The sequence below is a fragment of the Exiguobacterium sp. s34 genome (genome assembly GCF_018617435.1).
GTDB lineage: Bacteria > Bacillota > Bacilli > Exiguobacteriales > Exiguobacteriaceae > Exiguobacterium > Exiguobacterium aestuarii.
Genome location: NZ_JACSKE010000003.1, coordinates 114,120 through 137,018, shown reverse-complemented (window position 1 = coordinate 137,018; position 22,899 = coordinate 114,120). Strand labels below are relative to the sequence as shown.

General features: G+C 48.0%; 25 protein-coding genes. 1 reads left to right on the top strand and 24 read right to left on the bottom strand.

Annotated features, from left to right (window positions below):
• Nucleotides 1-3 precede the first annotated feature (3 nt).
• The 20 genes from KNO87_RS07635 to KNO87_RS07540 all read right to left on the bottom strand — a co-directional run bounded on the left by KNO87_RS07635 (nt 4) and on the right by KNO87_RS07540 (nt 19,626).
• Nucleotides 4-264, bottom strand: coding sequence for a stage V sporulation protein S (locus tag KNO87_RS07635; RefSeq protein ID WP_012726477.1), 261 nt, complete (start codon nt 262-264; stop codon nt 4-6).
• A 26-nt stretch (nt 265-290) separates the two neighbouring features.
• Nucleotides 291-1,085: a TIGR00282 family metallophosphoesterase gene (locus KNO87_RS07630; RefSeq protein WP_214794784.1), complete on the bottom strand. Its 795-nt coding sequence runs from the start codon at nt 1,083-1,085 to the stop codon at nt 291-293.
• Nucleotides 1,086-1,133: 48 nt separating this feature from the next.
• Entirely contained in the window at nt 1,134-2,693 is a 1,560-nt protein-coding gene (rny, locus tag KNO87_RS07625; RefSeq protein WP_198930002.1) for a ribonuclease Y, read from the bottom strand.
• Nucleotides 2,694-2,884: 191 nt separating this feature from the next.
• Nucleotides 2,885-3,934 carry a recombinase RecA gene (recA, locus tag KNO87_RS07620; protein ID WP_074033216.1) on the bottom strand — a complete coding sequence of 350 codons (1,050 nt, stop codon included), beginning with the start codon at nt 3,932-3,934 and terminating at the stop codon, nt 2,885-2,887.
• 76 nt (nt 3,935-4,010) lie between these two features.
• Nucleotides 4,011-5,237 carry a competence/damage-inducible protein A gene (locus KNO87_RS07615; RefSeq protein ID WP_214794782.1) on the bottom strand — a complete coding sequence of 409 codons (1,227 nt, stop codon included), beginning with the start codon at nt 5,235-5,237 and terminating at the stop codon, nt 4,011-4,013.
• A 62-nt stretch (nt 5,238-5,299) separates the two neighbouring features.
• Nucleotides 5,300-5,878, bottom strand: coding sequence for a CDP-diacylglycerol--glycerol-3-phosphate 3-phosphatidyltransferase (gene pgsA / locus KNO87_RS07610; RefSeq protein WP_214794780.1), 579 nt, complete (start codon nt 5,876-5,878; stop codon nt 5,300-5,302).
• Between the two features lie 32 nt (nt 5,879-5,910).
• The gene (locus KNO87_RS07605) at nt 5,911-6,783 is read right to left on the bottom strand and encodes a helix-turn-helix domain-containing protein (protein ID WP_214787679.1); all 873 of its coding nucleotides are present in this window, start codon (nt 6,781-6,783) and stop codon (nt 5,911-5,913) included.
• Between the two features lie 27 nt (nt 6,784-6,810).
• Nucleotides 6,811-7,587, bottom strand: coding sequence for a YmfK family protein (locus KNO87_RS07600; RefSeq protein WP_012726484.1), 777 nt, complete (start codon nt 7,585-7,587; stop codon nt 6,811-6,813).
• A 93-nt stretch (nt 7,588-7,680) separates the two neighbouring features.
• On the bottom strand, nt 7,681-8,376 hold the full coding sequence (ymfI, locus tag KNO87_RS07595; RefSeq protein WP_214787676.1) for an elongation factor P 5-aminopentanone reductase: 696 nt from the start codon (nt 8,374-8,376) through the stop codon (nt 7,681-7,683).
• Nucleotides 8,373-9,632, bottom strand: coding sequence for an EF-P 5-aminopentanol modification-associated protein YfmH (yfmH, locus tag KNO87_RS07590; RefSeq protein WP_214794778.1), 1,260 nt, complete (start codon nt 9,630-9,632; stop codon nt 8,373-8,375). Before yfmH ends, ymfI begins: the two co-directional genes overlap by 4 nt.
• Nucleotides 9,629-10,867: an EF-P 5-aminopentanol modification-associated protein YfmF gene (gene yfmF, locus KNO87_RS07585; protein ID WP_214794777.1), complete on the bottom strand. Its 1,239-nt coding sequence runs from the start codon at nt 10,865-10,867 to the stop codon at nt 9,629-9,631. Before yfmF ends, yfmH begins: the two co-directional genes overlap by 4 nt.
• Nucleotides 10,868-10,874: 7 nt before the next feature.
• The gene (locus KNO87_RS07580) at nt 10,875-11,426 is read right to left on the bottom strand and encodes a cob(I)yrinic acid a,c-diamide adenosyltransferase (RefSeq protein ID WP_214794775.1); all 552 of its coding nucleotides are present in this window, start codon (nt 11,424-11,426) and stop codon (nt 10,875-10,877) included.
• Between the two features lie 49 nt (nt 11,427-11,475).
• The gene (locus tag KNO87_RS07575) at nt 11,476-13,182 is read right to left on the bottom strand and encodes a sensor histidine kinase (protein ID WP_251126609.1); all 1,707 of its coding nucleotides are present in this window, start codon (nt 13,180-13,182) and stop codon (nt 11,476-11,478) included.
• Nucleotides 13,182-13,898 (bottom strand): response regulator transcription factor, encoded by a 717-nt coding sequence (locus KNO87_RS07570; RefSeq protein WP_026825821.1) that lies wholly within the window; start codon nt 13,896-13,898, stop codon nt 13,182-13,184. The genes KNO87_RS07575 and KNO87_RS07570 overlap by 1 nt, the downstream gene beginning before the upstream one ends.
• 160 nt (nt 13,899-14,058) lie before the next feature.
• Entirely contained in the window at nt 14,059-15,243 is a 1,185-nt protein-coding gene (gene ccsB / locus KNO87_RS07565) for a c-type cytochrome biogenesis protein CcsB (protein WP_214794771.1), read from the bottom strand.
• Nucleotides 15,243-16,787 (bottom strand): cytochrome c biogenesis protein ResB, encoded by a 1,545-nt coding sequence (gene resB, locus KNO87_RS07560; protein ID WP_214787659.1) that lies wholly within the window; start codon nt 16,785-16,787, stop codon nt 15,243-15,245. The genes ccsB and resB overlap by 1 nt, the downstream gene beginning before the upstream one ends.
• 19 nt (nt 16,788-16,806) lie before the next feature.
• Nucleotides 16,807-17,388: a redoxin domain-containing protein gene (locus KNO87_RS07555; protein ID WP_214794769.1), complete on the bottom strand. Its 582-nt coding sequence runs from the start codon at nt 17,386-17,388 to the stop codon at nt 16,807-16,809.
• A gap of 136 nt (nt 17,389-17,524) precedes the next feature.
• Nucleotides 17,525-18,283, bottom strand: a complete 759-nt coding sequence (locus tag KNO87_RS07550) for a pseudouridine synthase (RefSeq protein ID WP_214787653.1) — start codon at nt 18,281-18,283, stop codon at nt 17,525-17,527.
• 4 nt (nt 18,284-18,287) lie between these two features.
• The gene (gene scpB, locus KNO87_RS07545) at nt 18,288-18,881 is read right to left on the bottom strand and encodes an SMC-Scp complex subunit ScpB (protein ID WP_214787650.1); all 594 of its coding nucleotides are present in this window, start codon (nt 18,879-18,881) and stop codon (nt 18,288-18,290) included.
• Nucleotides 18,859-19,626 carry a segregation/condensation protein A gene (locus tag KNO87_RS07540; RefSeq protein WP_214692804.1) on the bottom strand — a complete coding sequence of 256 codons (768 nt, stop codon included), beginning with the start codon at nt 19,624-19,626 and terminating at the stop codon, nt 18,859-18,861. Before KNO87_RS07540 ends, scpB begins: the two co-directional genes overlap by 23 nt.
• 83 nt (nt 19,627-19,709) lie before the next feature.
• Here KNO87_RS07540 and KNO87_RS07535 point away from each other — a divergent pair, with 83 nt between their 5' ends.
• The gene (locus KNO87_RS07535; RefSeq protein WP_214794767.1) at nt 19,710-20,177 is read left to right on the top strand and encodes a DUF309 domain-containing protein; all 468 of its coding nucleotides are present in this window, start codon (nt 19,710-19,712) and stop codon (nt 20,175-20,177) included.
• Between the two features lie 30 nt (nt 20,178-20,207).
• On the opposite strand, the gene KNO87_RS07530 is transcribed toward KNO87_RS07535, so the two are convergent.
• From KNO87_RS07530 to KNO87_RS07515, 4 genes are all read right to left on the bottom strand, one after another.
• Entirely contained in the window at nt 20,208-20,489 is a 282-nt protein-coding gene (locus tag KNO87_RS07530) for a hypothetical protein (protein WP_214794765.1), read from the bottom strand.
• Between the two features lie 92 nt (nt 20,490-20,581).
• The gene (locus KNO87_RS07525) at nt 20,582-20,938 is read right to left on the bottom strand and encodes a GNAT family N-acetyltransferase (RefSeq protein ID WP_214787644.1); all 357 of its coding nucleotides are present in this window, start codon (nt 20,936-20,938) and stop codon (nt 20,582-20,584) included.
• 89 nt (nt 20,939-21,027) lie between these two features.
• Nucleotides 21,028-21,468: a peptidylprolyl isomerase gene (locus tag KNO87_RS07520; RefSeq protein WP_214787641.1), complete on the bottom strand. Its 441-nt coding sequence runs from the start codon at nt 21,466-21,468 to the stop codon at nt 21,028-21,030.
• Between the two features lie 115 nt (nt 21,469-21,583).
• A complete protein-coding gene (locus KNO87_RS07515; RefSeq protein ID WP_214794763.1) occupies nt 21,584-22,885 on the bottom strand; it encodes a pyrimidine-nucleoside phosphorylase in 1,302 nt (433 codons plus the stop codon).
• Nucleotides 22,886-22,899 lie beyond the last annotated feature (14 nt).

Genomic DNA, 22,899 nt, shown 5'->3' with positions numbered 1-22,899 from the left:
CGCTCACCTTGGCTCGATGATGAGCTTGATGGCAGTGCGTTCCTCTCCGTCAATCATAATATCGGTAAAGGCTGGAATGCAAATCAAATCGAGACCGCTTGGCGCGACGAAGCCTCTGGCAATCGCGACGGCTTTGATGGACTGATTCAGTGCACCTGCCCCAATCGCCTGTATCTCACACGTTCCTTTTTCACGTAGCACACCCGCTAAAGCACCCGCAACGGAGTTAGGGTTCGATTTTGCCGAAACTTTGAGTACGTCCATTCTTGTTTCCCCCTCGGGTAGGTTGTTCAATCAAACCAGACGGTCTGATCATCTAGGTGTATTCGTTCGATTTTTGTCGCTCGTTTCGTCTGATCATCGATTGTAATGAAAACTCCATTAAGTTGTTCCCGTCCCTCGGCAACTTCAAACCGAACTGGGAGTTGTGTCATAAATTTTTTTAAAACGACCGACGCATCCATTCCGAGTATCCCGTCAAGCGGCCCCGTCATCCCAACATCTGTAATATAGGCCGTCCCGTTCGGCAAGATACGCTCATCTGCGGTCTGTACGTGTGTGTGTGTCCCGACGACGACTTGGGCACGCCCATCAAGATGATAACCCATCGCAATCTTCTCACTTGTCGCCTCAGCGTGAACATCAACGAAGATCGCATCGACCTCGTCTCGCACTTCTTCGATGAGACGGTCGACAGTACGGAACGGGCAATCGAGAGATGGTAAGAACACATTACCCATGACGTTGATCACGGCAAGTTTCTTCCCATTCTGCTTCAATTTCATCACCCCGACTCCAGGAGTTCCGTCAGGATAGTTGGCCGGGCGGACGATTCGGTCGGCATCGTCAATCCAATCAAAGATGTCGCGATTATCCCACGTATGGTTCCCCATCGTCACTCCATGAAAGCCGAGCTCTAAAAACTGTTGATAAATCTTTTTCGTGATGCCGCGCCCATTGGCCGCGTTCTCCCCGTTCACGAGCATGAACGTCGGATTGTATTTGTCTTTCAATCGTCCAATCTGATTGCTTAAAATATCTCGACCTGGTTTACCGACCACATCACCGATAAATAAAATTTTCATATAAAATCCTCCCTCAAACAGAAAAAGCGGAGAAATTCTCCGCTTTGTTTACTTCGCATAATCGACGGAACGTGTTTCACGAATGACCGTCACTTTAATTTGTCCAGGATAATCAAGCTCATCCTCGATTCGTTTACAAATATCGCGTGCCATCTTACCAGCGACGACATCGTCGACGACATCTGGGCGAACGATAATACGGACTTCGCGTCCTGCTTGAATCGCATACGATTTCTCGACACCTTCAAACGACTCACAAATCGACTCGAGTCGCTCGAGACGGCGAATGTAGCTTTCAAGTGTCTCTTGACGGGCCCCTGGGCGAGCCGCTGACAATGCGTCAGCCGCTGCAACAAGTACCGCAATCGTTGATGTCGCTTCGACGTCCCCGTGATGGGAAGCAATCGAATTGATGACGACCGGATGCTCTTTGTACTTCGTCGCGAGCTCTACACCAATCTCGACGTGACTGCCTTCGACTTCGTGGTCAATCGCTTTCCCGATATCGTGTAAGAGTCCAGCCCGCTTCGCGAGCGTGACGTCCTCACCGAGTTCCGCTGCCATCATCCCGGCAAGGTGTGCCACCTCGACCGAGTGAGACAAGACGTTCTGACCGTAACTCGTACGATAGCGCATGCGACCGAGCGTCTTGACGAGGTCTGGATGAAGTCCGTGAATACCGGCTTCGAAAGTAGCCTCTTCCCCGTATTCACGAATGCGTTCGTCCACTTCACGACGAGACTTCTCAACCATCTCTTCAATTCGAGCCGGGTGAATCCGACCGTCTTGAACGAGTTTTTCAAGCGTCATTTTTGCGATTTCACGGCGAACCGGGTCGAAACCTGACAAAATGACAGCTTCTGGTGTGTCATCAATGATGAGGTCAATCCCAGTCAACGTCTCAAGCGTACGGATGTTACGTCCTTCACGCCCGATGATGCGACCTTTCATCTCATCACTCGGTAAGTTGACAACGGATACCGTCGTCTCCGCGACATGTTCAGCAGCGTATCGTTGCATCGTGAGAGATAAGAGGTGTTTCGCTTTTTTATCCGCTTCTTGTTTTGCTTTTTGCTCGATTTCTTTTTGAAGGAGAGCAGCATCGTGAAGCGCTTCCTGCTTCGCTTCGTCCATGATGATGGTACGTGCTTCATCTTTCGAGAGGGATGCCACGCGTACAAGTTCTTGGCGTGCCTCTTCGTATAGTTCCTCCACTTTGCTTTCGAGCATTTCTGCTTCACGCTTGCGTTTTTCGAGCCCGCGCTCCTGTTCATCCAGCGAATCTTCTTTCCGCTCGAGCATGTCTGCTTTGCGGTCGAGAAGCTCTTCTTTTTGAACGAGGCGATTCTCTTTCACTTTCTGGTCTTCGCGACGTTCACGTAATTCTTGTTCCGTCTCATTACGAAGTTGAATCATCTCTTCTTTTACTTCAAGCCGTGCTTCTTTTTGCATCGCTTCCGATTGTTGTTTTGCTTGCTCTACAATCTTGGTCGCTTCCGTCTCGGCACCTTGAATCTTCGCTTCGGCGATCGATTTACGCACAAAAAAACCTGCAACAAAAGCTATCGGCAAAAGGAGGATCAGAATAAGCATATATTGCCATTCCATCATGTTCACCTCCCTTTCGCAAGGTTATTTTATTTTTTTAATAAGTGAGTAACGCAGGCAAGCCCGCGCATAACTTTATTGTACTTATTTAAGCAGGAGAATGCAATGCACGGACAGGATAGAACTACCAATCGCCTAAAAAATTATACTAAAAAAATCTCACTCGAATGATTTCGAGTGAGACCGTATACTTATTCGTCATCAAGAAGCGAGAGAACTTCGTCATCTTCCCCTTCAACTGTGACCGTTTTTTCGCCGTTCAAGCCGTAGTGGTCACGAATTTGTCGTTCCACCTCAGCAGCGATTGCTGGATTTTCTTTCATGTATTGCTTCGCGTTTTCACGACCTTGACCGAGACGTTCCTCATTGAACGAGTACCAAGCACCGCTCTTTTGCACGATATCGAGGTCTGCACCGATGTCGATGAGTTCCCCTTCACGTGAGATCCCTTCACCGTACATGATGTCGACTTCCGCCGTCTTGAAAGGTGGTGCGATCTTGTTTTTTACAATCTTGATCTTCGTACGGTTCCCGACCATGTCTTGACCTTGCTTGAGTGTCTCCGCACGACGTACTTCGAGACGTACTGAAGAGTAGAACTTCAAGGCACGACCACCAGGTGTCGTTTCTGGGTTACCGAACATAATCCCAATTTTCTCACGGATTTGGTTGATGAAGATGACAATCGTTTTCGACTTGTTCGTTGCACCAGACAATTTACGAAGAGCCTGTGACATCAAACGAGCTTGAAGACCGACGTGCGAGTCTCCCATTTCCCCTTCGATTTCGGCTTTCGGTACGAGTGCCGCAACCGAGTCGACAACGAGGATATCAACTGCTCCCGAACGAACGAGCGCTTCAGCGATCTCTAGCGCTTGTTCCCCTGTATCTGGTTGAGAGAGTAACAACTCATCAATGTTGACGCCAAGATTTTTCGCATACTTTGGATCGAGTGCGTGCTCAGCATCGACGAATGCAGCTTGACCACCACGCTTTTGAACTTCTGCAATCGCATGAAGGGCAACAGTCGTCTTACCTGAAGATTCTGGTCCGTACACTTCAATGACACGACCGCGTGGATATCCGCCTGCTCCAAGTGCGACGTCGAGGGCAATAGACCCAGAAGGGATGACCGATACTTGCTGGTCTGTATTTTCACCAAGGCGCATAATCGAGCCTTTACCGAATTGTTTCTCAATTTGGCGTAATGCCATTTCTAACGCTTGTTTACGATCACTCATAGATAAATGAGCCTCCTTTAATTGATACTTTCATTATACGTGAACAAATAGCGATACACAAGTTTTTTACGAACATTTATTCGCCTTTTTTCATTCGTTGAATCAGTGCCCATAACCCATCTTTCGCAGCTCGCATACGGATGACGTTACGTTCTTGATGCGGATACATCCGTTCGATGACCTCGATTCCTCTCGGCGTCTTCACGCCGATATATACCGTACCGACAGGACGTCCCGAGCTCGAGGTTGGTCCGGCTTCACCTGTAAAGGAGAGTGCGTAGTCCGCATTTGTTTGATCGGCTAATCCATCTACCATCTCATATGCAACTTCTTTTGAGACGACTGAGTGCTGTTCAATTGTATCAAGAGCAACCCCCAAATACCTATTTTTTAGCTCATCTGAATAGGTAACGACACCACCTAAAAAGACAGCCGATGCTCCCGGGGTCGATGTAATCATCGACTGAACTTCTCCACCGGTCAACGATTCGGCGATTGCGAGTGTTTGATGATGACGTGTCAATGATTGCACGAGGTATGAGGCAATCGTCTCATCATCCGATCCGAAATAATAAGAACCGACGCAACTTAAAATTTCAGATTTCATTTCCTGGATCATCGCTCTTGCAGCCGTCTCATTAATCGCACGAGCACTGATTCGCAGTCTCGCCTCTCCCGTTTCGGCATATGGTGCAACGGTCGGATTAGATCCGTTCAATAAGTCTTTAACGGCATCATCGAGTGCAGATTCTCCAATCTCATAAAATCGTAGCGATTCCGAGACGAGCGTCGCGCCTGAAAACTTTTTCGGAAACGTCACATCGACGAGCGCTCGCATTTCACGAGGCACACCTGGTAGGAGCATCCACGTCGTCTCCCCTTCAATCCACATCCCAGGAGCGAGACCGACCGGATTTTGTAAAACATCAGCACCAGCCAAGACATCCGCCTGACGAGCGTCCCCTTCATTCATCTCACGGTTACGTGAACGAAGGAATTGTTGAATCGTATGAAATGCTGCTTCATCTCGTACAATCGGGCGCTCAAGCAAATCTGAAAGGACCGTCTTCGTGACATCATCTGCCGTCGGCCCGAGCCCACCTGTGACGATTACGAGGTCTGAACGACGACGCGCCATCTCAAACGTCTCACGCATCCGTTCCGCGTTATCGCCGACAACTTGATGATACAGGACGGAGACACCGTATTTCGATAGTTGTTCCGATATGTAACTCGCATTTGTATTGACGATTTCCCCTAAGAGCAACTCGCTTCCTACCGCAATGATTTCGGCTCGTTTCATCTTATTTCCTCCTCGACTTCAAAAAAAAGACGAGCTAGATCAACCAACTCGTCTCTGTCGACTTACATCGACTTCACAATAATCTTGTAGTTTTGTGCGAAATACTCGGCTCCGGAGTAAATCGTTAGTGCGAGTGCCAACCACATCGCCCATTCTCCGAACGGGATACCGACATAGCTGAAAATCGGATTACCGAAAAGCAAGAAGATGATGGCGAACAATTGCACCCATGTTTTTGCTTTGCCCGACTTACCTGCCGCAACGACAATCCCTTCGTCGGCAGCGACTAGTCGTAGACCTGTTACCGCAAACTCACGAGAAAGAATCACGACAACCACCCATGCGGCAACGAGGTCCATCTCGACGAGCAACACGAGTGCCGCTGTAACGAGTAACTTGTCCGCAAGCGGGTCCATAAATTTCCCGAAGTTCGTGACCAAATTGTGTTTTCGCGCCAAGTGACCGTCCAACCAGTCTGTAATGGCCGCGATGGTAAAGATGACACCAGCGATAAATTGGTGAAGTGGGATATTAGCACCTAAAAAGGCGATGTTTCCCCAATCAAAATCAACAGCGAGTAAGACGACGAATACGGGGATCAATACCACGCGTAGCATCGTCAATCGGTTAGGTAGGTTCATGTAGAACGCCTCCTCTTAGAAGGAGAGTCGACTTATTCTGCGTCGACTCTCTTTACAAAAATATTTTGTGTGACCGGAGACTCTTGAAGCTCGAGCTCGCGACCGTTGACGACGATTTTCTCAACACCTGCGATCAGTCCGATTCGGATACGTAGCGTATCCGTTTCAGCGTCTTCAATGACAATCGGGTTCTGTTTCGATTGGTTCGGATACTCAGGAGCAAGGAACGGACCTTCTAATGAAGTATCACGAACACCGACATATGAGGCTGGTGATTCTTTCACATAAATCTCGGTCGACAGTTTATCACTCGTCGCTATCTCATAAGTGATGTCCGCCCCGTTCGATTCTGTTACCGCAATCGGACCAGACTCTACTGGCGGTTCTTCTTCAGCCGGCTCCTCAGAAGCCGGTTCCTCCTCGGCTGGTTCATCCGCCGGGACGTCTTCATTCTGGTCGACTGTGACACCAGAACTCGGCGGCTCGGCCGGACTCGCTTCTTGTCCGCCGAAGTCAATACTTCTCACCGCAAAATAAACTGCTGTAATGAGCAAGAATACCGTGAGGGCAAGCAGTACTTTCGGAACCCATCTCGACACCCGACTTGTCGACTCTGACGCTTTTGAATACGTCTTTTTCCGAGAAAGTTGAACGGAGGGTTGTGCTTCGATTTTTGGTAGATCTTTAGCGTATGTCTCATACAGTTCATCCACATCGAGACCGAGTGACTCCGCATACGTTTTAATGAACGCCCGTGCATAGAAAGAGCCAGGGAGATTTTTGTAATCACCTTCCTCGATCGCGATGATATAGCGCTTTTGAATCTTCGTCGTCTGCTGGATTTGGTCGAGCGTTAATCCGCTCTCCTCACGCTTTTGTTTCAAAAAAGTCCCTAGTTCTGTCACAGGGGTCCACACCTTCCATTCACATAATTATTCAAACCATTCTGACTCACGATGTGTTTCTTGTGGGATGATGATTGTCTCATCCGGATTGTTTCTCAATTCAATAATATAATCAAAGTCTTCGTACACGCAATCGGTGTTTCGGACGTAAAGGTCTGGGTGTTCAATGACTTTTACGGCAGGCAACCGCATGACCTCACGGATCAGTTGACGATGTCGCTCATCCATCGTACGCGTAGAGACAGCTCCATCGATTATGTATACATGATCGCCTTCACGCTCTTCTTCAAATAAAGAGGTCCGGACGGTCTGTTTCATCAGTGTCGATGACAAGAATAGCCACCGTTTGTTCGCACACACACTTGCTGCGACAATTGACTCTGTCTTGCCGACACGCGGGTTTCCCCGTACGCCAATCAACAGATGACGCTCTTCTTTCATCAGCTCTGCGACAAAATCTACGAGAATCCCTAAGTCTTCTCGGACGAAACGGAACGTTTTCTTATCATCACTGTCATGGTCGATGTATCTCCCGTGTCGAATCGCAATTCGGTCCCGTAACTTCGGGCGACGCAACTTGATCACGGCGATGGCTTCCATTCGTTTTAAAATATGCTCGAGTCGATGGACGTGATCAGCTGCAGGAGCTTTGAGCAACATGCCTCGACGCTGGAGGTCGACGCCGTTAATGGTGACGATGGAGATTTGAAGCATCCCCATGAGAGACGCGATGTCTCCAAGGATACCCGGTCGATTTTGACACAATTCATACTCGAGATACCACTCTTCGAATTTATGTTCCATCCCCAACCATCCTTTCGAGCGAGTTTGCTACCTAGCCTATTTTAAATTATTTTAGAAGAATTGAAAAGAACTGGTTTCTGCATCATGCCGAGATCATTGCCAACCGCCATCAATGCGCAACACGGTGCCAGTCATATATGAAGCATCCGATGAACATAAAAAACGAATCGTCTTCGCCACGTCCTCAGTGGAACCGAGACGTCCAAGAGGAATGTCGTCCATCACGGTTTGTTTCGACTCTTCTACCGTATCATTCATTGGCGTATCAATCCACCCTGGCGTCACGGCATTGATCCGAACATGGAACGGTCCCGCTTCACGCGCGAACGCTTTAACGAACCCGATTTGAGCCGCCTTGACCGTAGAGTAAAATACTTCAGCCGCTGCTCCGACTTCGCCCCAAACACTCGAGACAATGACGATATCGAGTGGATGGTCATACGGTTTACAGGCTACGGTGGCTTGAATCAATCGAACCATGGCGCGTACATGCACCTCATAGAGATGGTCCAGCTCATCAATCGATTGGTCGACGACGAGACCATGTACCGCGTGGCCTGCTACATAAATGATTCGATCAACGGTATCGATCGACTTTATCCATTTCTCTACTGCTTCACGGTCGGATAAGTCACAAGTGACGAGTTCCGCCTGTAACCTTTCCGACTCAATCATGCGACTGATCGTTACATGACCTTGATTCGCATGCAGGAGAAGATGGTCTTCACGAAAAGCGAGCGAGACGGCACGTCCAATGGCACCGCTCGCTCCAACAATCAACGTCTTCATGGCTTTTTGACGACACATACCGTACGTTGTTCGCGGCGGAACAAACGCTCGTATGATTCGTAAAGTTCATCTAATGTAATCGCATCAATCAAATTCGGAATCTCGAACAAGTTTCCATCATTAAGGGCATAGCGTGAGAACTGGTTCGCAATAAACTCTGGTGAATTCAACGCTTTTAAAAATTGCCCTTGCATCATCCGCTTCTTACGATCGAGCGTTTCTTGACTGAGCTCGAGTGGACGTTCTAATGCACTCGTGACACGCTCGACAAAGGCATCGACATGAGACGATTCCATCGACAAGGCGGCAAAAGCGAATGATTCTTCTGACGTATAGTCAAATGAGAACGCATCATCAATCAAACCTTCCGCATACAGTTCCGTGTAGAGCGGGGCTGTCGTGTCGAAGAGTGCATGCATGAGGAGTTCCACCGTCAACTCTTGTTTGAGGCCGGCTTCCCCTGCTTGCGGGACATCTTTATAGCCAATCATCACTTTCGGGACCGAGACGTCCATCTCAATGACGCGCTCTGATAGACGAACCGTGGCCGGTTCATCTATCGTCTCACGAGCACTCAACGGTGGTGCGTCAAATGATTTTGCGGCCTGATTGCTTTGAATCAGCTCGAGCATCTCATCTGGCTCGATGTTCCCGACTACGAACAACGCCATGTTGCTCGGGTGATAGAACGCCCGATGACACGTATACAAATCTTCTGCGGTGATTTTTGAAATCGATTCGATTGTTCCGGCGATATCGATTTTGACTGGATGTGTCACATACATCGCTTCAATCAATCCGAAATAAAGACGCCATCCCGGATTGTCTTGATACATTTGAATCTCCTGACCGATAATGCCTTTCTCTTTCTCGACCGATTCTTTCGTGAAGTATGGTTCCTGAACGAAATTGAGTAGTGTTTGAACATTTTCCGGGACGTTCGATGTCGCGCCGAACAAGTAGGCCGTCCGCGTGAATGAGGTGAAGGCGTTCGCCGATGCTCCTTGGCGGCCGAACTGCTGGAAGACGTCGCCATCTTCTTTCTCGAACATTTTATGCTCTAAGAAGTGAGCAATGCCGTCTGGTACCTCTATCCAATCCTCTAATTTGAAGCGACGATCAATTGAACCGTATTTCGTCGTGAACGTCGCGAATGTTTTTTCATATCCAGTCTTCTTCAATAAATATACGGAGAGGCCGTTATCAAGAACGTGGTGATGTAATGTCTCTCCAACGTTTGGGAAATCTAGTTTCATGCTTCTCCTCCTTTCAAGCAATAGACAGCTTCGAGCGTGATCTCATTCGCAAGCGCGATGACATGGTCGCGTGTCGTATTTTCGATGATCGCAACCTCTTCGTCGAGCGAAAACGGCCGTATGTCTGCGCCACTCATCCACCCGATTAACTGGCGTGGACTATCTCCGAGCTGACGACGTTGGTGGAATAACAGTTCTTTCGTCTGTTGCAACGTCTCGTCCTCAAACTCACCCGCCTGAAGAGCTTTCAATTGTTCTTCGATGATTTGCTCGGTCTTCTGCTGATTCGATGCATCGATTCCTGCATAGACAAATAGCTTTCGACTAAGCGAACTGTACTGCGAAGCGGCGTAGTATGCCAAGCTTTCCTTTTCACGGACGTTCATGAACAGTTTCGAGTGCGGGAAGCCCCCGAACAATCCGTTCACGACTTGCATACGAATCGCATCTTCTGTGCGAGGGTCGACATCAAGCGCATAGGCGAGATGAAGTTTACTTTGTTTGATGTTTTGATGTTCTTCTAAGCGCTTGAATTCTCCTCGACTCGGTTCAGGTAAACGTCGCGGTTGACGCGTCCCGAGCGATTCGAGCGGGTTGAATGCCTGTTCGACCTGTGCACGGTCGACATCACCAACGACATAAATGTCGACGCGGTCGTTTTGAATCATCGATTGATATGCATCGAAAAGCGATTTCGGTGTGACATGGTCGAGCTGTTCGAGCGTTCCGAGTGAAGGGATGGCGAGTTCGCCTCCGAGCATCTCTTGTAGACGCTGCTGGGCGAAGCGCATCTTGTCATCATAGACGGATTCGATTCGCTGGCGCTGCAATCGACGTTCTTGCTCCACAATGAGCGGTTGGAACGCGCCGTCATAGACGTTCGGACGCAACAGTACTTCTTCGAGCAATTGAATCGCCTGACTAAGAACGTCTTCTCCGACGAGATGGTCATTGACGACTTCGAGCTGGAATTGAATGACATGCTCTTTGCCAATTTTTGATGCACCTGCGTAAAGGTTTGTATCGTACAAATCTTCTAGCGGTGTGTGAAATAATTCAATGGATGGATATGCTTCCGTCGATTTTTCCATGATAAATGGAAGTAGTGCTCGGTCTGCCACCGTGTCTTCAGACAGCGGAGCCGCAAACGAGACGAGGCACGTCGTCGTTTTAAATTTTTTGGTCGGATAGACCGAGTAGTGCAATTGATGTTGGAACTGTTCGATTCCTTTCATCAGCCGATCACTCCTTTTTTCGTTTTGGTTGAAACACGGCAGCGCCGCGTGCATATTCTTGGTCTGGTACGCCAGCGACAACATTCGCATAACGTGCGACCGTAAACAAATAGTCACTCAATCGGTTGAAATATGGGAGCTGTCGGTCAGCGACACCGAGTGCTGTCAAATCCCGTTCGACACGACGGCAAACGGAACGTGCCACATGCAAGCTCGCCGACTCCACGCTTCCTCCTGGTAAGATGAACCGAACGAGTTCCGGACAAGACTTTTCCCATTCGTCCATCCATCGCTCAAATTCCGTCACAATCGACAAGTCGACTGTTTTTGGAGGCGAATCCGTATACATCAGCTCTGACCCGAGGTCGAACAGGTCGTGTTGAATCTTCGTCAACTGTTCGCGGAGCGACGTGTCGGTCTGATGCGCAATCGCCAATCCGATGTGACTGTTCAATTCATCGAGAAGTCCCATCGCTTCGATTTGAGGATGATGTTTGTCGACACGGCTCCCAATCAAAGACGTTTCACCCGTGTCACCCGTGCGTGTATATCGTTTCATTCGGCTCCCCCCTCAAAATGCCACAAATGGTGACTCAGACGAGTCACCATTATGTATTGTGTGGTTGTTCAAATGGTAAGTAAATCTCAAACGTCGTTCCGACACCAAGTGTACTCGATACGCTGACCGTCCCATGATGGGCATCGACCACGTTCTTCACGATGGCGAGACCAATCCCCGTACCCGTCTTCGATCCACTCGTTCGCGCCTTGTCGGCTTTATAAAATCGCTCGAACACGAACGGTAAGTCTTCTTTCGGGATACCGTGACCCGTGTCGGTCAATCGAATCTGTAATCCGTCAGTTCCTTCAGTCGCCTCGATTCGAATTTCTCCGGAATCGGTATGGGCAATCGCGTTACCGATCAAGTTCGTGAACACTTGCTCGAGTCGGTCTCCGTCTGCCTCCATCAGTCGATGTGGTACATCCGTCTGTAATCGAATCTCTTTCTCAGCTGCCATTTGATTGAATTTCCGCATGACACGTGGAAGGAAGTCACCGATATCGAACGAAGTGAAGTGCATCGTTTCTTTACCCGATTCAATGCGAGCTAAATCAAGCAAGTCGTTGACGAGACGTGCAAGTCGAAGTGATTCATCATAAATGATCGATGCAAACTCTTTCGTCGCCTCGTCACTCTCTGTCATCCCATCGATAATCGCCTCTGAATAACCTTGTAGCGTCACGAGCGGTGTCCGAAGTTCATGACTAATATTTGCAACGAAGTCGGTCCGCATCTTATCGAGACGATGACTTTCAGATGTGTCACGAATGACAACGACGGCCCCCTCAAAATCGTCTTCTCCGATGAGCGGCGTGACCGTCAACGTATAATAACGGTCATCTTGTTTCACTTCAATCGTCTTCTCTGCCGTCCCTTCCATCACTTCTTCATAGAGTGACAGAACAACTTCATGTGGCTGGCCGTCTTGAAGTAATGGACTAGCCTGCGGATTCGTGACGATCACGTTGGCATGACGATCGAGCGTGATGACGCCGTCCGCCATCGATCGAAGGATGGAGGCAAGTTGCAGCCGTTCTCGGTCTAACGCATCGACATATTTCGCCAGTTGACTACTCATTGCGTTGAAGGAAGCGGCGAGTTCTCCGATTTCGTCTCGTGTCTTCGTCTCAAGACGCAAGTCAAATTGACCTTCCCCCGTCTTATTGACCGCATCTCGCATCGCTCGAAGCGGTGCCGTGATTCGTGTCGATAAGAAGAAGGCAAATACAGTCGTCACGATGATGGCCGAAGCGACCGTCCAAAGAATAATCGTTCGAGCACCGGCATTCGCACTCGAGATCGCATCGAGCGGTTCGAATAAGTAGAGCGTATATTGACCGGTCGATAATGAGAACGTCGTCCGGTAAGCAAGTGCGGCTTGATCATCAAATGAAGAGAAATTGCCAATGGCCGTCTCACCGACCGCCTGATAGGATTCCCAATCTTGACGTTCCAATTCGACCATCAGCCCGTCCACTTCATTCCCAAAGTTCGATCGTACAGTACCGTTTTCTAATATATAATTCGCACCATATACTTCGATGATTTGATCGATCGTCTGGGACGTATCACCTTCATTCAACAATACCGACTGAACCTGTCCCCCCAGTTTTGCGAGATGACCACGCTCTTGGTCGATGTGAAAAGAATTGAAAAATTCAAGCATCAATACCGAGACGATGAATAAGATGACACTGACCAAAACGAGAATCGTCAGCCACAGTTTCGTGACGATGCTGTTTCGACGAATCATCATTCACTCGCAGCTTCGAACTTGTACCCGACACCCCATACGGTCGTGATCATATGAGCCGCATCCGGTGAGACACGATTCAATTTCTCACGAAGACGTTTCACATGCGTATCGACGGTCCGAAGGTCTCCGAAAAATTCATAGTTCCATACTTCTTTCAATAACTGTTCACGTGAAAAGACTTTATCGACTTGCTTCGCAAGGAAAAACAGTAGTTCATACTCTTTCGGTGTGAGCGCAATCTCCTCCCCATCGACCGTGACACGGTGAGCATCATTGTCGATCGTCAAATGTGGGAATACGATCAAATCTTTCGATTTCTCACTCGTCTGCATGAACTTAGTCGAGCCAGAGCGACGAAGGAGCGCCTTGACGCGAAGGACGACTTCACGAGGACTGAATGGTTTGACGATATAATCGTCTGCTCCGACTTCAAATCCTTGGACACGATCAATTTCTTCACCTTTCGCCGTGAGCATGATGACCGGTGTCGCTTTCGTTTTCCGAAGTTCTGTACACACTTCGACACCATCCATCTTCGGCATCATCAAATCGAGCAGGATGACGTCATATTCATTCTCAAGAGCAAGGGCAAGCGCCTCTTCTCCATTGACGGCTTCTTCAATCACATATTGTTCGCGTTCTAAGTACATTTTCAAAAGTCGGCGAATTCTTTCTTCGTCATCGACTACTAAAATCTTCGTTTTCTCAGCCATACTTGAAACCCTCCTAAGACCCATTACGAGTTGTAGCGAATGTTGCACAATTGTGAACATTCCACTCCCTGCCATAACTATACCACTCTATTATTTCGCTTCACAACGATGATTTGATGGACCAAATGAAAAAGAAGTCACAATTGTGACTTCTTTCGCGTCATGCATATGAATGAAGACCGGCGATGACCAAGTTGACGAAGACGAGGTTGAACATGATGATGGCAAAACCACCTACACATAACCATGCCGCTTTCGTTCCGGTCCAGCCACGCTGAATGCGCATATGCAAGTAGTAAATATAAATAAGCATCGTAATGAGGGCCCATACTTCTTTCGGGTCCCAGCCCCAGAAACGGTTCCAAGCAATCTGTGCCCAAATCATCGCGAAGATCAATCCTCCGAGAATAAAGACGGGTAACCCGATTGCGACTGAACGGTAGCTAATCTCATCTGCGAGATCAAGATCGACTTTTTTCGCAAGCGGTTGAAGCGCTTCGGCGATTCGTTTGCGCAAAATGACGAATCGGAGCAATGCATAAATGACGACACCACCGATGACGGACCAGATGAGTGTGTTTAATTTAAGCGTATTGATCCAGTTCGGCAATTCAAGCGACAAACCGCTCGCGCCCGACAACAGTTGCGCCCCTTCTGGTACGAATAGGATTGGCATGAGGTATTCATACGTCTCGGCCTGGCCACGGTCATTCGTAAATTCGACGACACCACCAGCACCGATTCCTTTAAAGAGCATCGACACGATGATAAACCCGAGCGTACACATGAGTACGAACATCGTCACTTCAAGCCAAGTCCGTGATTTAGACTGTTCTTTCATCGATGTCTCATTCAATAAGAAAATGAGACCTGACGCAAAGCTGATTGCCAAAATTCCTTGTCCGAGCGCTGCCGTCGTAACGTGAATTTTTAACCATACACTGTTAAGTGCAGGAATGAGCGGTGCGACTTCACTCGAGAACATCGAGGCGAATGCGATGACGAGTAACGCCACCGGCATCGCGAACAATCCGAGTACATCATTTTTATAAATCCCGTATACGACAAGAAACCCGAGCACCATCATCATGCCGAAGAATGTCGTATATTCATATAAGTTTGATACCGGCGCATAGCCGACACCTGCCCAACGCATAAAGAAATATGTCATTTGGGCGACAAATCCGATAATCGCTAAGATGAAGGCATACTTCCCATAGGCGACACGGTTGACGTTCCGATCCTTACGCATACCACTAACGGCAATTGTAAAGAGAACCGTCGAGATTGCGTATAGGAAGAACGCGATAAACAGCATACGGCTGCTCCATTCAATCCATTCCATCAAGATTCCCCTCTTTCATCTGTTGACTCGTTTTCCGGCTTCGAAGTGAATCTCGCCTGGTCTTCCCACATCGGTAAACCGGTCTGTTCTAGTAACGGCGAAACCTCTCGTCGGAGCGAGGACGGGTTTTTATTCGTAAATCCTGCGACGAGCACCTCATCTTCGTGACGACGAATCCAGACGCGTCGATGCGGCCAATACATCCCCATCACAATACCAATCATGAAGATTGTCGCACCGACAATCAGAATCGGATACGTGGAGTCACTCTTCACACGTAGACCGCTCGTACTTGCCATCTCTGTACCAGCGAATTGCACCTCATAGCGGTTCTCCTCATCGGCGACGTTGAGACGAATACCGATCAAGTTTGACTCTGTTTCACCTTCTGGTGATTCGACATTGAAGAAGAAGGCAGGATTCAGGGCACGTGGTGATTTCGTGTTCGGTTGTCCGTCCTTCACTTCGAAATCAGGATACAAGTCTTTCAAAGTGACTGTGACGCCATTCAAGTCATACGATTTTTCTGGATTCTCGAGGTCGACCTTGAACGGTCCATACTCGTCACCTGTCTGTTTATCGGCGAGCATGAACGACATCGACAAGAACTCCGGACGACTTGAGTATTGCTCTTGATACACTTCATATTTTTCGAACTTAAACGGGTGGTTGACTTTCGTCGAACCGACATCGACTTGTTCGAGTTGCGGCGATCCGTCCTCGTTCGTTCCCGTTTTCTTAAATAATGTCAGTTCCGTCTCATAATTTTTCGGTACGGCTCCTGCTTTTTCAATGGCAGCTGCGAATTTCGCATCTTCCTCGTTATTTTCCGGGTCATACATCTCCAGAATAAACTGGTCATTCCGTAAGTAGTACTCTCCATCAGTCGCCTCTAACGAAACGGTATCTCCTTCACGCACCCATTCAAGCGTATCCGTATGGAATGCTGGGAATACACGGAGCATCGCCCCGAGGAAAAAGATGACGAGACCAACGTGGTTCACGTATGGACCCCAACGACCAAAACGGTGTTTTTCCGCCAATAAGGCATCTCCATCCCGTTTGACATTGTAGCGTTTTTTCTTGAGCGAAGCTTCCATCTCATCAATTTGTGCTTCCGTCCCTTCGCCTTGTCCGAAGAGTCGTTGTCCTTTCATAAAGCGTTCTGTCCGTCTAACTGGTTGGTTCTTGAGCGCTTTATAGAGCGGGACTCCACGGTCAATCGATACGACGATGAGTGAGAGTGTCAACATGACGATGAGACCGATATACCACCAAGATGTGTATAGGTTATGGAATCCAAGTGCATAATAAATCGAACCTGGCGTCCCGTACTCCTCCAAATAATATTGTTCTGGAGGCAACTGTTGTGGGATATACATTTCTTGCGGGAAGATCGTCCCGATTGCTGAACCGACAATAATCAGCGCAATCAACCACAATCCCACTTTGACCGATGCGAAGAAGTTCCACACCCGGTCAATGACCGATTTTGGACGACGCTTCGACCGTAAATCAGCGCCTTCATATTTCATATCTAGCATCTGTGCGTCCCCCGTTCGCTTACAATGACTTCTCGGCTAGCTCCATCAATTTCTCTTTCGTGAGTTCACCTTCATACTTTTCAATTACATTCCCTTCACCATCGATGACGAATGTGACAGGTAAATTATAAATGCCATAGGCTTTCTCGACTTCGCTCTTCGTATCCATCAAGATTGGATAGTCAAGACCGACACCTAGGTCGTTAATAAAGTTATCGACACGAAGCGGCGTTTCACCGACATTCACCGCCCAAAAATCGACGCCCATATCTTGAAGTGTTGCGTAATTTTCTTGAACGACTGGCATCTCTTTCTTACACGGTTCACAGAATGTACCCCAGAAGTTAAGAAGCATGCCTTTCCCTTCGTAGTTTTCACGTTCGTAAAGGGTCGAACCGTCGAGTGTAACGAGTTTGAAATTCGGTGCCTCGTCCCCTGCCTCGATCCGTCCGTCATTACCGGCTTGGTCGAACAATTGCATGACGGTGATGGCTCCCGCAAAGAGAACGACCGTCATAATCATCAAGCGCCAAAATGACCTCTTTTTCTTTTTCGCGACCGCTTGTTCCATCCGGTCGTCTTTGTTTTGATCTTTTGTCATCGTTTTCACACCATCCTTCAGTTGCTATTGTACTGAAAAAACATTAAAAACGCACATTAACAGACTTTTTTCATTTTTTTGTCACACAATCTACACAATCAAAAAAATCATCCTATTTCAGGACGATTTTTTGTTGTTATTTTTTCTTCTTTTTGCCTCGTGGTTTCGGTGGAACAGTCGGGTTCGCAAGTTCACGAAGTTTACTGATTTCCTTATGCGAGAGTTCACGCCAATCGCCTGTGTTGAGACCGTCGAGCGTCAAGAAACCGAATTGTTCACGCTTCAATTTGATGACCTCCGAACCGATTGCCTCGACCATGCGACGGATTTGACGATTATGTCCTTCCGAGATGACGATTTCAAGAATTGCCGTGTTCTTTTTCTGGTCCACAGACTTCATTTTCACTTTCGCGCTACCCGTTTTAAATCCGTCATCGAGCTGAACGCCTGACTCAAGTTGTTTGATCGCCAAATAAGATGGGATATTCTTCACTTTTGCCACATAGCGCTTTTGGATTTTATATTTCGGGTGGGTCATCATGTTCGAGAACTCTCCATCGTTCGTCAAGATGATGAGTCCTGTCGTGTTATAGTCAAGACGTCCGACCGGGAAAACACGCGCGCCTGGTGGTACGAGGTCTGTGATCACTTTACGTCCTTTATCATCATCTACCGTCGACACATAGCCACTCGGTTTGTAGAGTAAGTAGTAGACATGCTCTTCTTGTTCGATTTTGACGCCGTCAACCTCGATCTCTGACTTCGGTCCGACCTTCGTCCCGAGTTCACGTACTACTTTTCCGTTGACGCGAACGCGACCATCCAAAATCATTTCTTCTGCTTTTCGACGCGAGGCGACCCCCGCTTGTGCGATTACTTTTTGCAAACGTTCCATATGATTAATCCTTCTCCAATCTCTCTTCTTGCTTCGGTGATTCCTGACCGAAGAACAAATCGCCTTCGTCTGTCAGTTCATCCTCAAATGTTAATGGTGGTAGTTCCTCGAGCGAATTAAATCCGAAATGGTCGAGGAAATGCTCTGTCGTGCGATACAACTTCGCACGACCAATCGTTTTGGCACGGCCTGCCGATTCAATCAACCCTTTTGACAATAGCGTATGAATGACTCGCTCTACTTTGACGCCACGAATCTCCTCGATATCCGCTCGCGTGACCGGTTGCTTATAGGCGATGATGACGAGCGTCTCCATTGCCGCGCGTGAAAGTGCCTGCTCGGCCATCGTCCCAACATATTTTTGAATGTATGGGGACACTTCCGGAACGGTCACGAGTTTGTACACGCCTGCCGACTCCATCAGTTGGAACGGGCGGTTCGAAGTTTTGAAAGAAGCTTCTAATTTACTGAGCTGTTCTCTCGCAGCAGCCTCTGAAATATCGAGCGTCTCCGCGAGCGCACGGACTTCCATTCCTTCGTCGCCGACGACAAACAATAATCCTTCAATAATCGTTTCATAAGACAGCAACCGCTTCATCCCCTTTCTTTGATGATTCGATGAACGAGATTTGAATGTCTTGGTCAAGTTGTTTCGTTTCGACGACCCGTAGCTTGATCAGCTCAAGAAGCGCCATAAACGTTACCACGAGATCCGAGACGTTCGGTCGTTCTACAAAAAAGGCGAAAAACGAGGTTTGTCGTGTTGAGGACACATGTTCATGAAGTCTTGTCATCTGTTCTTCAAGAGTTCGCTCTTCACGTTTAATCGTCTTTTTGCGCCGCTCTTTCCAACGCTTTCGCTCAATCATTTTGGAATAGGCGTGGAGAAGATCAGAGAAGTTGAGCGGTCCGTCATATTTTGACACTTCTTCTGACATGTAGTTCGTCAAATCTTCTCCCGGTCGCGTATACAGTTCAAGACGATGTTCTTCCTGCTCACGCATGAAAACGACTGCTTCTTTATATGCTTTGTATTCAATCAATTGACGAATGAGTCCCTCACGCGTCGGTTCTTCGCTGAAGTCTGGGACATCTTCATCCTCGACCTGAACAGGCGGTAGTAACTGTTTACTCTTTAACTGGAGCAACGTCGCCGCCATGACCAAGTATTCACTGGCCACGTCGAGTTCAAATTTTTGCATCGTGCGAATATAGCCGACATACTGGTCAGTGACTTCTGCCACGGAAATGTCGACGATATCAATCTCCATTTTTCCGATCAAATGGAGCAACAGGTCGAGTGGACCTTCGAACGTATCGATTTTAACGTTATAGGCTTCCATAGAGACACCTGCCATTTTACATTTTTGCGCTTTAGTATAACATGTTTTATAACACCGTGGACACGAAAGGAGAAAATTGATTCATGACCCCTTTTATTCATTATACGTTGCTTTTTGAATGTCATGCCGATTATTTCGAATGTCATGAGGTTTTAGAAGAGGCGTGGCAGGCGGACGACCGTCGTCACCATGGCTATGCGGCACTCATCCAATACGCTGTCATTCACTATCATCTTCGGCGAGACAATCTCATCGGTGCGAAAAAAAGCTTGCGACTCTTACGTCGAAAGATCGACGTCGCTGCCCCTTTTTTAAGTGAGCTTGGACTTGATGTCGATTCGTTCATCTCCCAACTTGATGAATGGCCGCTACAGACGACGCTTCCCTTAACACAAAACGTTCGTGAGACGGTCGAATCATTGAAACCGACGTTCCCGACGACGGACCTGTCGTTCGAGGAATTGGTTCATAAGCATTTGCATCGCGACCGTAGTGACGTCATCACAGAACGGGAGTTGGCACTTTTAGAACGGCAACGCACGAGAACTTGACGTCAAGCTTCAACACGGATTCTTTTGTGATCAATAAAGATCTTTTTTCACCTTCTCGAACTTTATCAACCAATCCTCGAGATCGCTCTGATCATGTAAATATCGGGAAGGTGTTTCAAGTAAATCCATGCCATAGATTGTTTGTAAGCAGGACCAAACCACTTCGTCGGAAGCTGTCCAATCAAAACCATCTATATTTTCATATTGTTCCATCCACTGATATGCCCAGTCAGAGATTTCTTCTCTCGTCCGTTCATGCCTGAGCACTTGCTCCAATCGATTAATCAATTCTTCGATTGTTACTCGATTCATGAATTCACCTCATTTACCGTGTTGTCGTGATCGCACTCTGCAACATGTAAAACCCCCGCAGTCACGCTTCGTGATTGCGGGGGTTTTTATCGTCAGACGACTAATTGATTCCATTTATCCAATAAATCGCCCGTCTTGCCTGTACCGGTTAACGTCAAATCAAGTGGAAGTACGTTTCTCACCTCGTCTAGAAGCTCGTAAGAACGTTTCTCGCCACGGAATGATGGCGACAAGGCGATATGGTCGATGACCATCGTCGTTCCTTGCTGCTCCATTCCAATGATGCCAACGAAGTCTTCATCGACTTTCCACAAATAGAGGAACTTCGACTCCTCCTCGTCGTACAATCGGACGAGTTCAAGCAAGCTAAGCGGAGATTTGTCACTGCATGAAAATGCGAGTAGACCCATCGCCGTCTTTTCATAAGAACGTTTATATTTGACCAGCATCGCTGGGTTCACCACCTTTAGTCATTCAAGTTTCACGGTGTGAAGACGTGAGAGACATGGTTCATTGTGCCATAACCTTCAGGCAAAAATCAATTCTCGTCCCAAACCTTCACTTCTGCCATCTTCGTTCCTTGACGAAGTTTGACGGCGTGCTCAAGACCAGATGTCACTTTACCGAACACTGTGTGGACACCGTCCAAGTGTGGTTGTGGCTCATGGACGATGAAGAACTGTGAAGATCCTGTGTTACGTCCAGCGTGTGCCATCGAGAGTGATCCCGCTTCGTGTTTGTGTGGGAAAGATGTCGACGTCTCACACGGAATCGTGTAACCTGCGCCACCCATTCCTGTTCCTTGTGGGCAACCGCCTTGGCTGACGAAACCAGGAATGACACGGTGGAACGTCAATCCGTTATAAAATCCGCTGTTTGCAAGCTTTTCGAAGTTTTCGACTGTAATCGGCGCCTCGTTGTGGAATAAATCAAATTCAATCATTTCGCCGTTTTCAAGTTTCATAGAACCTTTTTTCATGTTTCAAGCAACCCCTTTATCAAAATATGTATCCTACTGTTTTACACTCACATTACCCATCTTATCAAAAAAACACGTCTGTCTCCACTTTTTTTGTGGAAACAGACGTTCTGCCTTATTGAATGACAGCGTGAACGAGCGGACGTGCTTCTGGTTTTGTCGCACCAATCGTGTACGCGTGATCTAAACGTTCGACTGCTGAAGACATGTCTTCGATGTTCGAGCGGAGTACAGCGATCACATCGCCCGCCTCGACACGGTCGCCGACTTTCTTCTCGAGCGTGATACCTGCCGCGAAATCGATTTTATCTTCCTTCGTCGCCCGACCAGCTCCGAGGAGCATCGCAGCGACACCGACTTCGTCAGCAATGATCGATTCGACGTAACCCGCTTCTTTTGCGACGAACGTCGTCTCAAATGATGCTTGTGGTAATTTTGTCACGTCATCGACGAGTGACGAATCTCCACCCTGTGCTTCGACGAACTTACGGAACACCTCGAGGGCATGACCGTCAGCAATCCGTTTTTCGAGGTCTGCATACGCTTCTTCGAACGTCGGATAAAACTCACCAAGTACGGCCATGTGTCCTGCGATTGTGAGTGCGATTGTTTTCAAGTCTTCTACTTCTTTGCCCGAGAGGACTTCAATTGCTTCTTTCACTTCGTTTGCATTCCCGATTTCAAACCCGAGTGGTTGGTCCATGTCTGTGATGACAGCGACTGTCTTCCGACCGACATTCTTCCCGATTGCGACCATCTCTTCTGCAAGAGCTTTCGCATCATCGAACGACTTCATGAACGCACCAGAACCCGTCTTGACGTCGAGGACAATACTGTCAGCTCCAGCCGCAATCTTTTTCGACATGATCGAGCTCGCGATGAGCGGAATCGACTCAACCGTAGCCGTTACATCACGGAGTGCATAGAGACGTTTGTCCGCAGGCGTCAAGTTCCCTGTTTGACCGATAATCGACATCTTGATGTCGTTTACTTGTTTTGTGAATTGTTCTTCTGTCAATTCGACGTTAAAGCCTGGGAATGATTCGAGTTTATCGATCGTACCACCTGTATGACCGAGACCACGACCACTCATTTTTGCAACTGGAATTCCGATTGACGCAACGAGTGGTGCGACAATCAAGCTGATCTTGTCACCGACTCCGCCCGTTGAGTGTTTATCGACTTTCTTCCCTTCGATGTTCGAAAGGTCGATCGTATCGCCTGACTTCACCATTTCCATCGTCAAGGCTGCCGTCTCGTTTTCAGTCATCCCATTGAAATAGATGGCCATCGACAATGCCGACATCTGATAGTCAGGGATCGTTTCGTTCGTAAACCCTTCCACGACGAAGCGAATCTCCTCTTCGTTCAATTCTCCACCGTTACGTTTTTTCAAAATCAAATCGACCATACGCATAGCTGTCGTCCTCC

What these genes read in the sequence shown, in the direction of transcription:
- KNO87_RS07635 (WP_012726477.1), bottom strand. Translation starts at nt 264, where the DNA reads ATGGACGTACTCAAAGTTTCGGCAAAATCGAACCCTAACTCCGTTGCG.
- KNO87_RS07630 (WP_214794784.1), bottom strand. Translation starts at nt 1,085, where the DNA reads ATGAAAATTTTATTTATCGGTGATGTGGTCGGTAAACCAGGTCGAGAT.
- rny (WP_198930002.1), bottom strand. Translation starts at nt 2,693, where the DNA reads ATGGAATGGCAATATATGCTTATTCTGATCCTCCTTTTGCCGATAGCT.
- recA (WP_074033216.1), bottom strand. Translation starts at nt 3,934, where the DNA reads ATGAGTGATCGTAAACAAGCGTTAGAAATGGCATTACGCCAAATTGAG.
- KNO87_RS07615 (WP_214794782.1), bottom strand. Translation starts at nt 5,237, where the DNA reads ATGAAACGAGCCGAAATCATTGCGGTAGGAAGCGAGTTGCTCTTAGGG.
- pgsA (WP_214794780.1), bottom strand. Translation starts at nt 5,878, where the DNA reads ATGAACCTACCTAACCGATTGACGATGCTACGCGTGGTATTGATCCCC.
- KNO87_RS07600 (WP_012726484.1), bottom strand. Translation starts at nt 7,587, where the DNA reads ATGGAACATAAATTCGAAGAGTGGTATCTCGAGTATGAATTGTGTCAA.
- ymfI (WP_214787676.1), bottom strand. Translation starts at nt 8,376, where the DNA reads ATGAAGACGTTGATTGTTGGAGCGAGCGGTGCCATTGGACGTGCCGTC.
- yfmH (WP_214794778.1), bottom strand. Translation starts at nt 9,632, where the DNA reads ATGAAACTAGATTTCCCAAACGTTGGAGAGACATTACATCACCACGTT.
- yfmF (WP_214794777.1), bottom strand. Translation starts at nt 10,867, where the DNA reads ATGAAAGGAATCGAACAGTTCCAACATCAATTGCACTACTCGGTCTAT.
- KNO87_RS07580 (WP_214794775.1), bottom strand. Translation starts at nt 11,426, where the DNA reads ATGAAACGATATACACGCACGGGTGACACGGGTGAAACGTCTTTGATT.
- KNO87_RS07575 (WP_251126609.1), bottom strand. Translation starts at nt 13,182, where the DNA reads ATGATTCGTCGAAACAGCATCGTCACGAAACTGTGGCTGACGATTCTC.
- KNO87_RS07570 (WP_026825821.1), bottom strand. Translation starts at nt 13,898, where the DNA reads ATGGCTGAGAAAACGAAGATTTTAGTAGTCGATGACGAAGAAAGAATT.
- ccsB (WP_214794771.1), bottom strand. Translation starts at nt 15,243, where the DNA reads ATGGAATGGATTGAATGGAGCAGCCGTATGCTGTTTATCGCGTTCTTC.
- resB (WP_214787659.1), bottom strand. Translation starts at nt 16,787, where the DNA reads ATGCTAGATATGAAATATGAAGGCGCTGATTTACGGTCGAAGCGTCGT.
- KNO87_RS07555 (WP_214794769.1), bottom strand. Translation starts at nt 17,388, where the DNA reads ATGACAAAAGATCAAAACAAAGACGACCGGATGGAACAAGCGGTCGCG.
- KNO87_RS07550 (WP_214787653.1), bottom strand. Translation starts at nt 18,283, where the DNA reads ATGGAACGTTTGCAAAAAGTAATCGCACAAGCGGGGGTCGCCTCGCGT.
- scpB (WP_214787650.1), bottom strand. Translation starts at nt 18,881, where the DNA reads ATGAAGCGGTTGCTGTCTTATGAAACGATTATTGAAGGATTATTGTTT.
- KNO87_RS07540 (WP_214692804.1), bottom strand. Translation starts at nt 19,626, where the DNA reads ATGGAAGCCTATAACGTTAAAATCGATACGTTCGAAGGTCCACTCGAC.
- KNO87_RS07535 (WP_214794767.1), top strand. Translation starts at nt 19,710, where the DNA reads ATGACCCCTTTTATTCATTATACGTTGCTTTTTGAATGTCATGCCGAT.
- KNO87_RS07530 (WP_214794765.1), bottom strand. Translation starts at nt 20,489, where the DNA reads ATGAATCGAGTAACAATCGAAGAATTGATTAATCGATTGGAGCAAGTG.
- KNO87_RS07525 (WP_214787644.1), bottom strand. Translation starts at nt 20,938, where the DNA reads ATGCTGGTCAAATATAAACGTTCTTATGAAAAGACGGCGATGGGTCTA.
- KNO87_RS07520 (WP_214787641.1), bottom strand. Translation starts at nt 21,468, where the DNA reads ATGAAAAAAGGTTCTATGAAACTTGAAAACGGCGAAATGATTGAATTT.
- KNO87_RS07515 (WP_214794763.1), bottom strand. Translation starts at nt 22,885, where the DNA reads ATGCGTATGGTCGATTTGATTTTGAAAAAACGTAACGGTGGAGAATTG.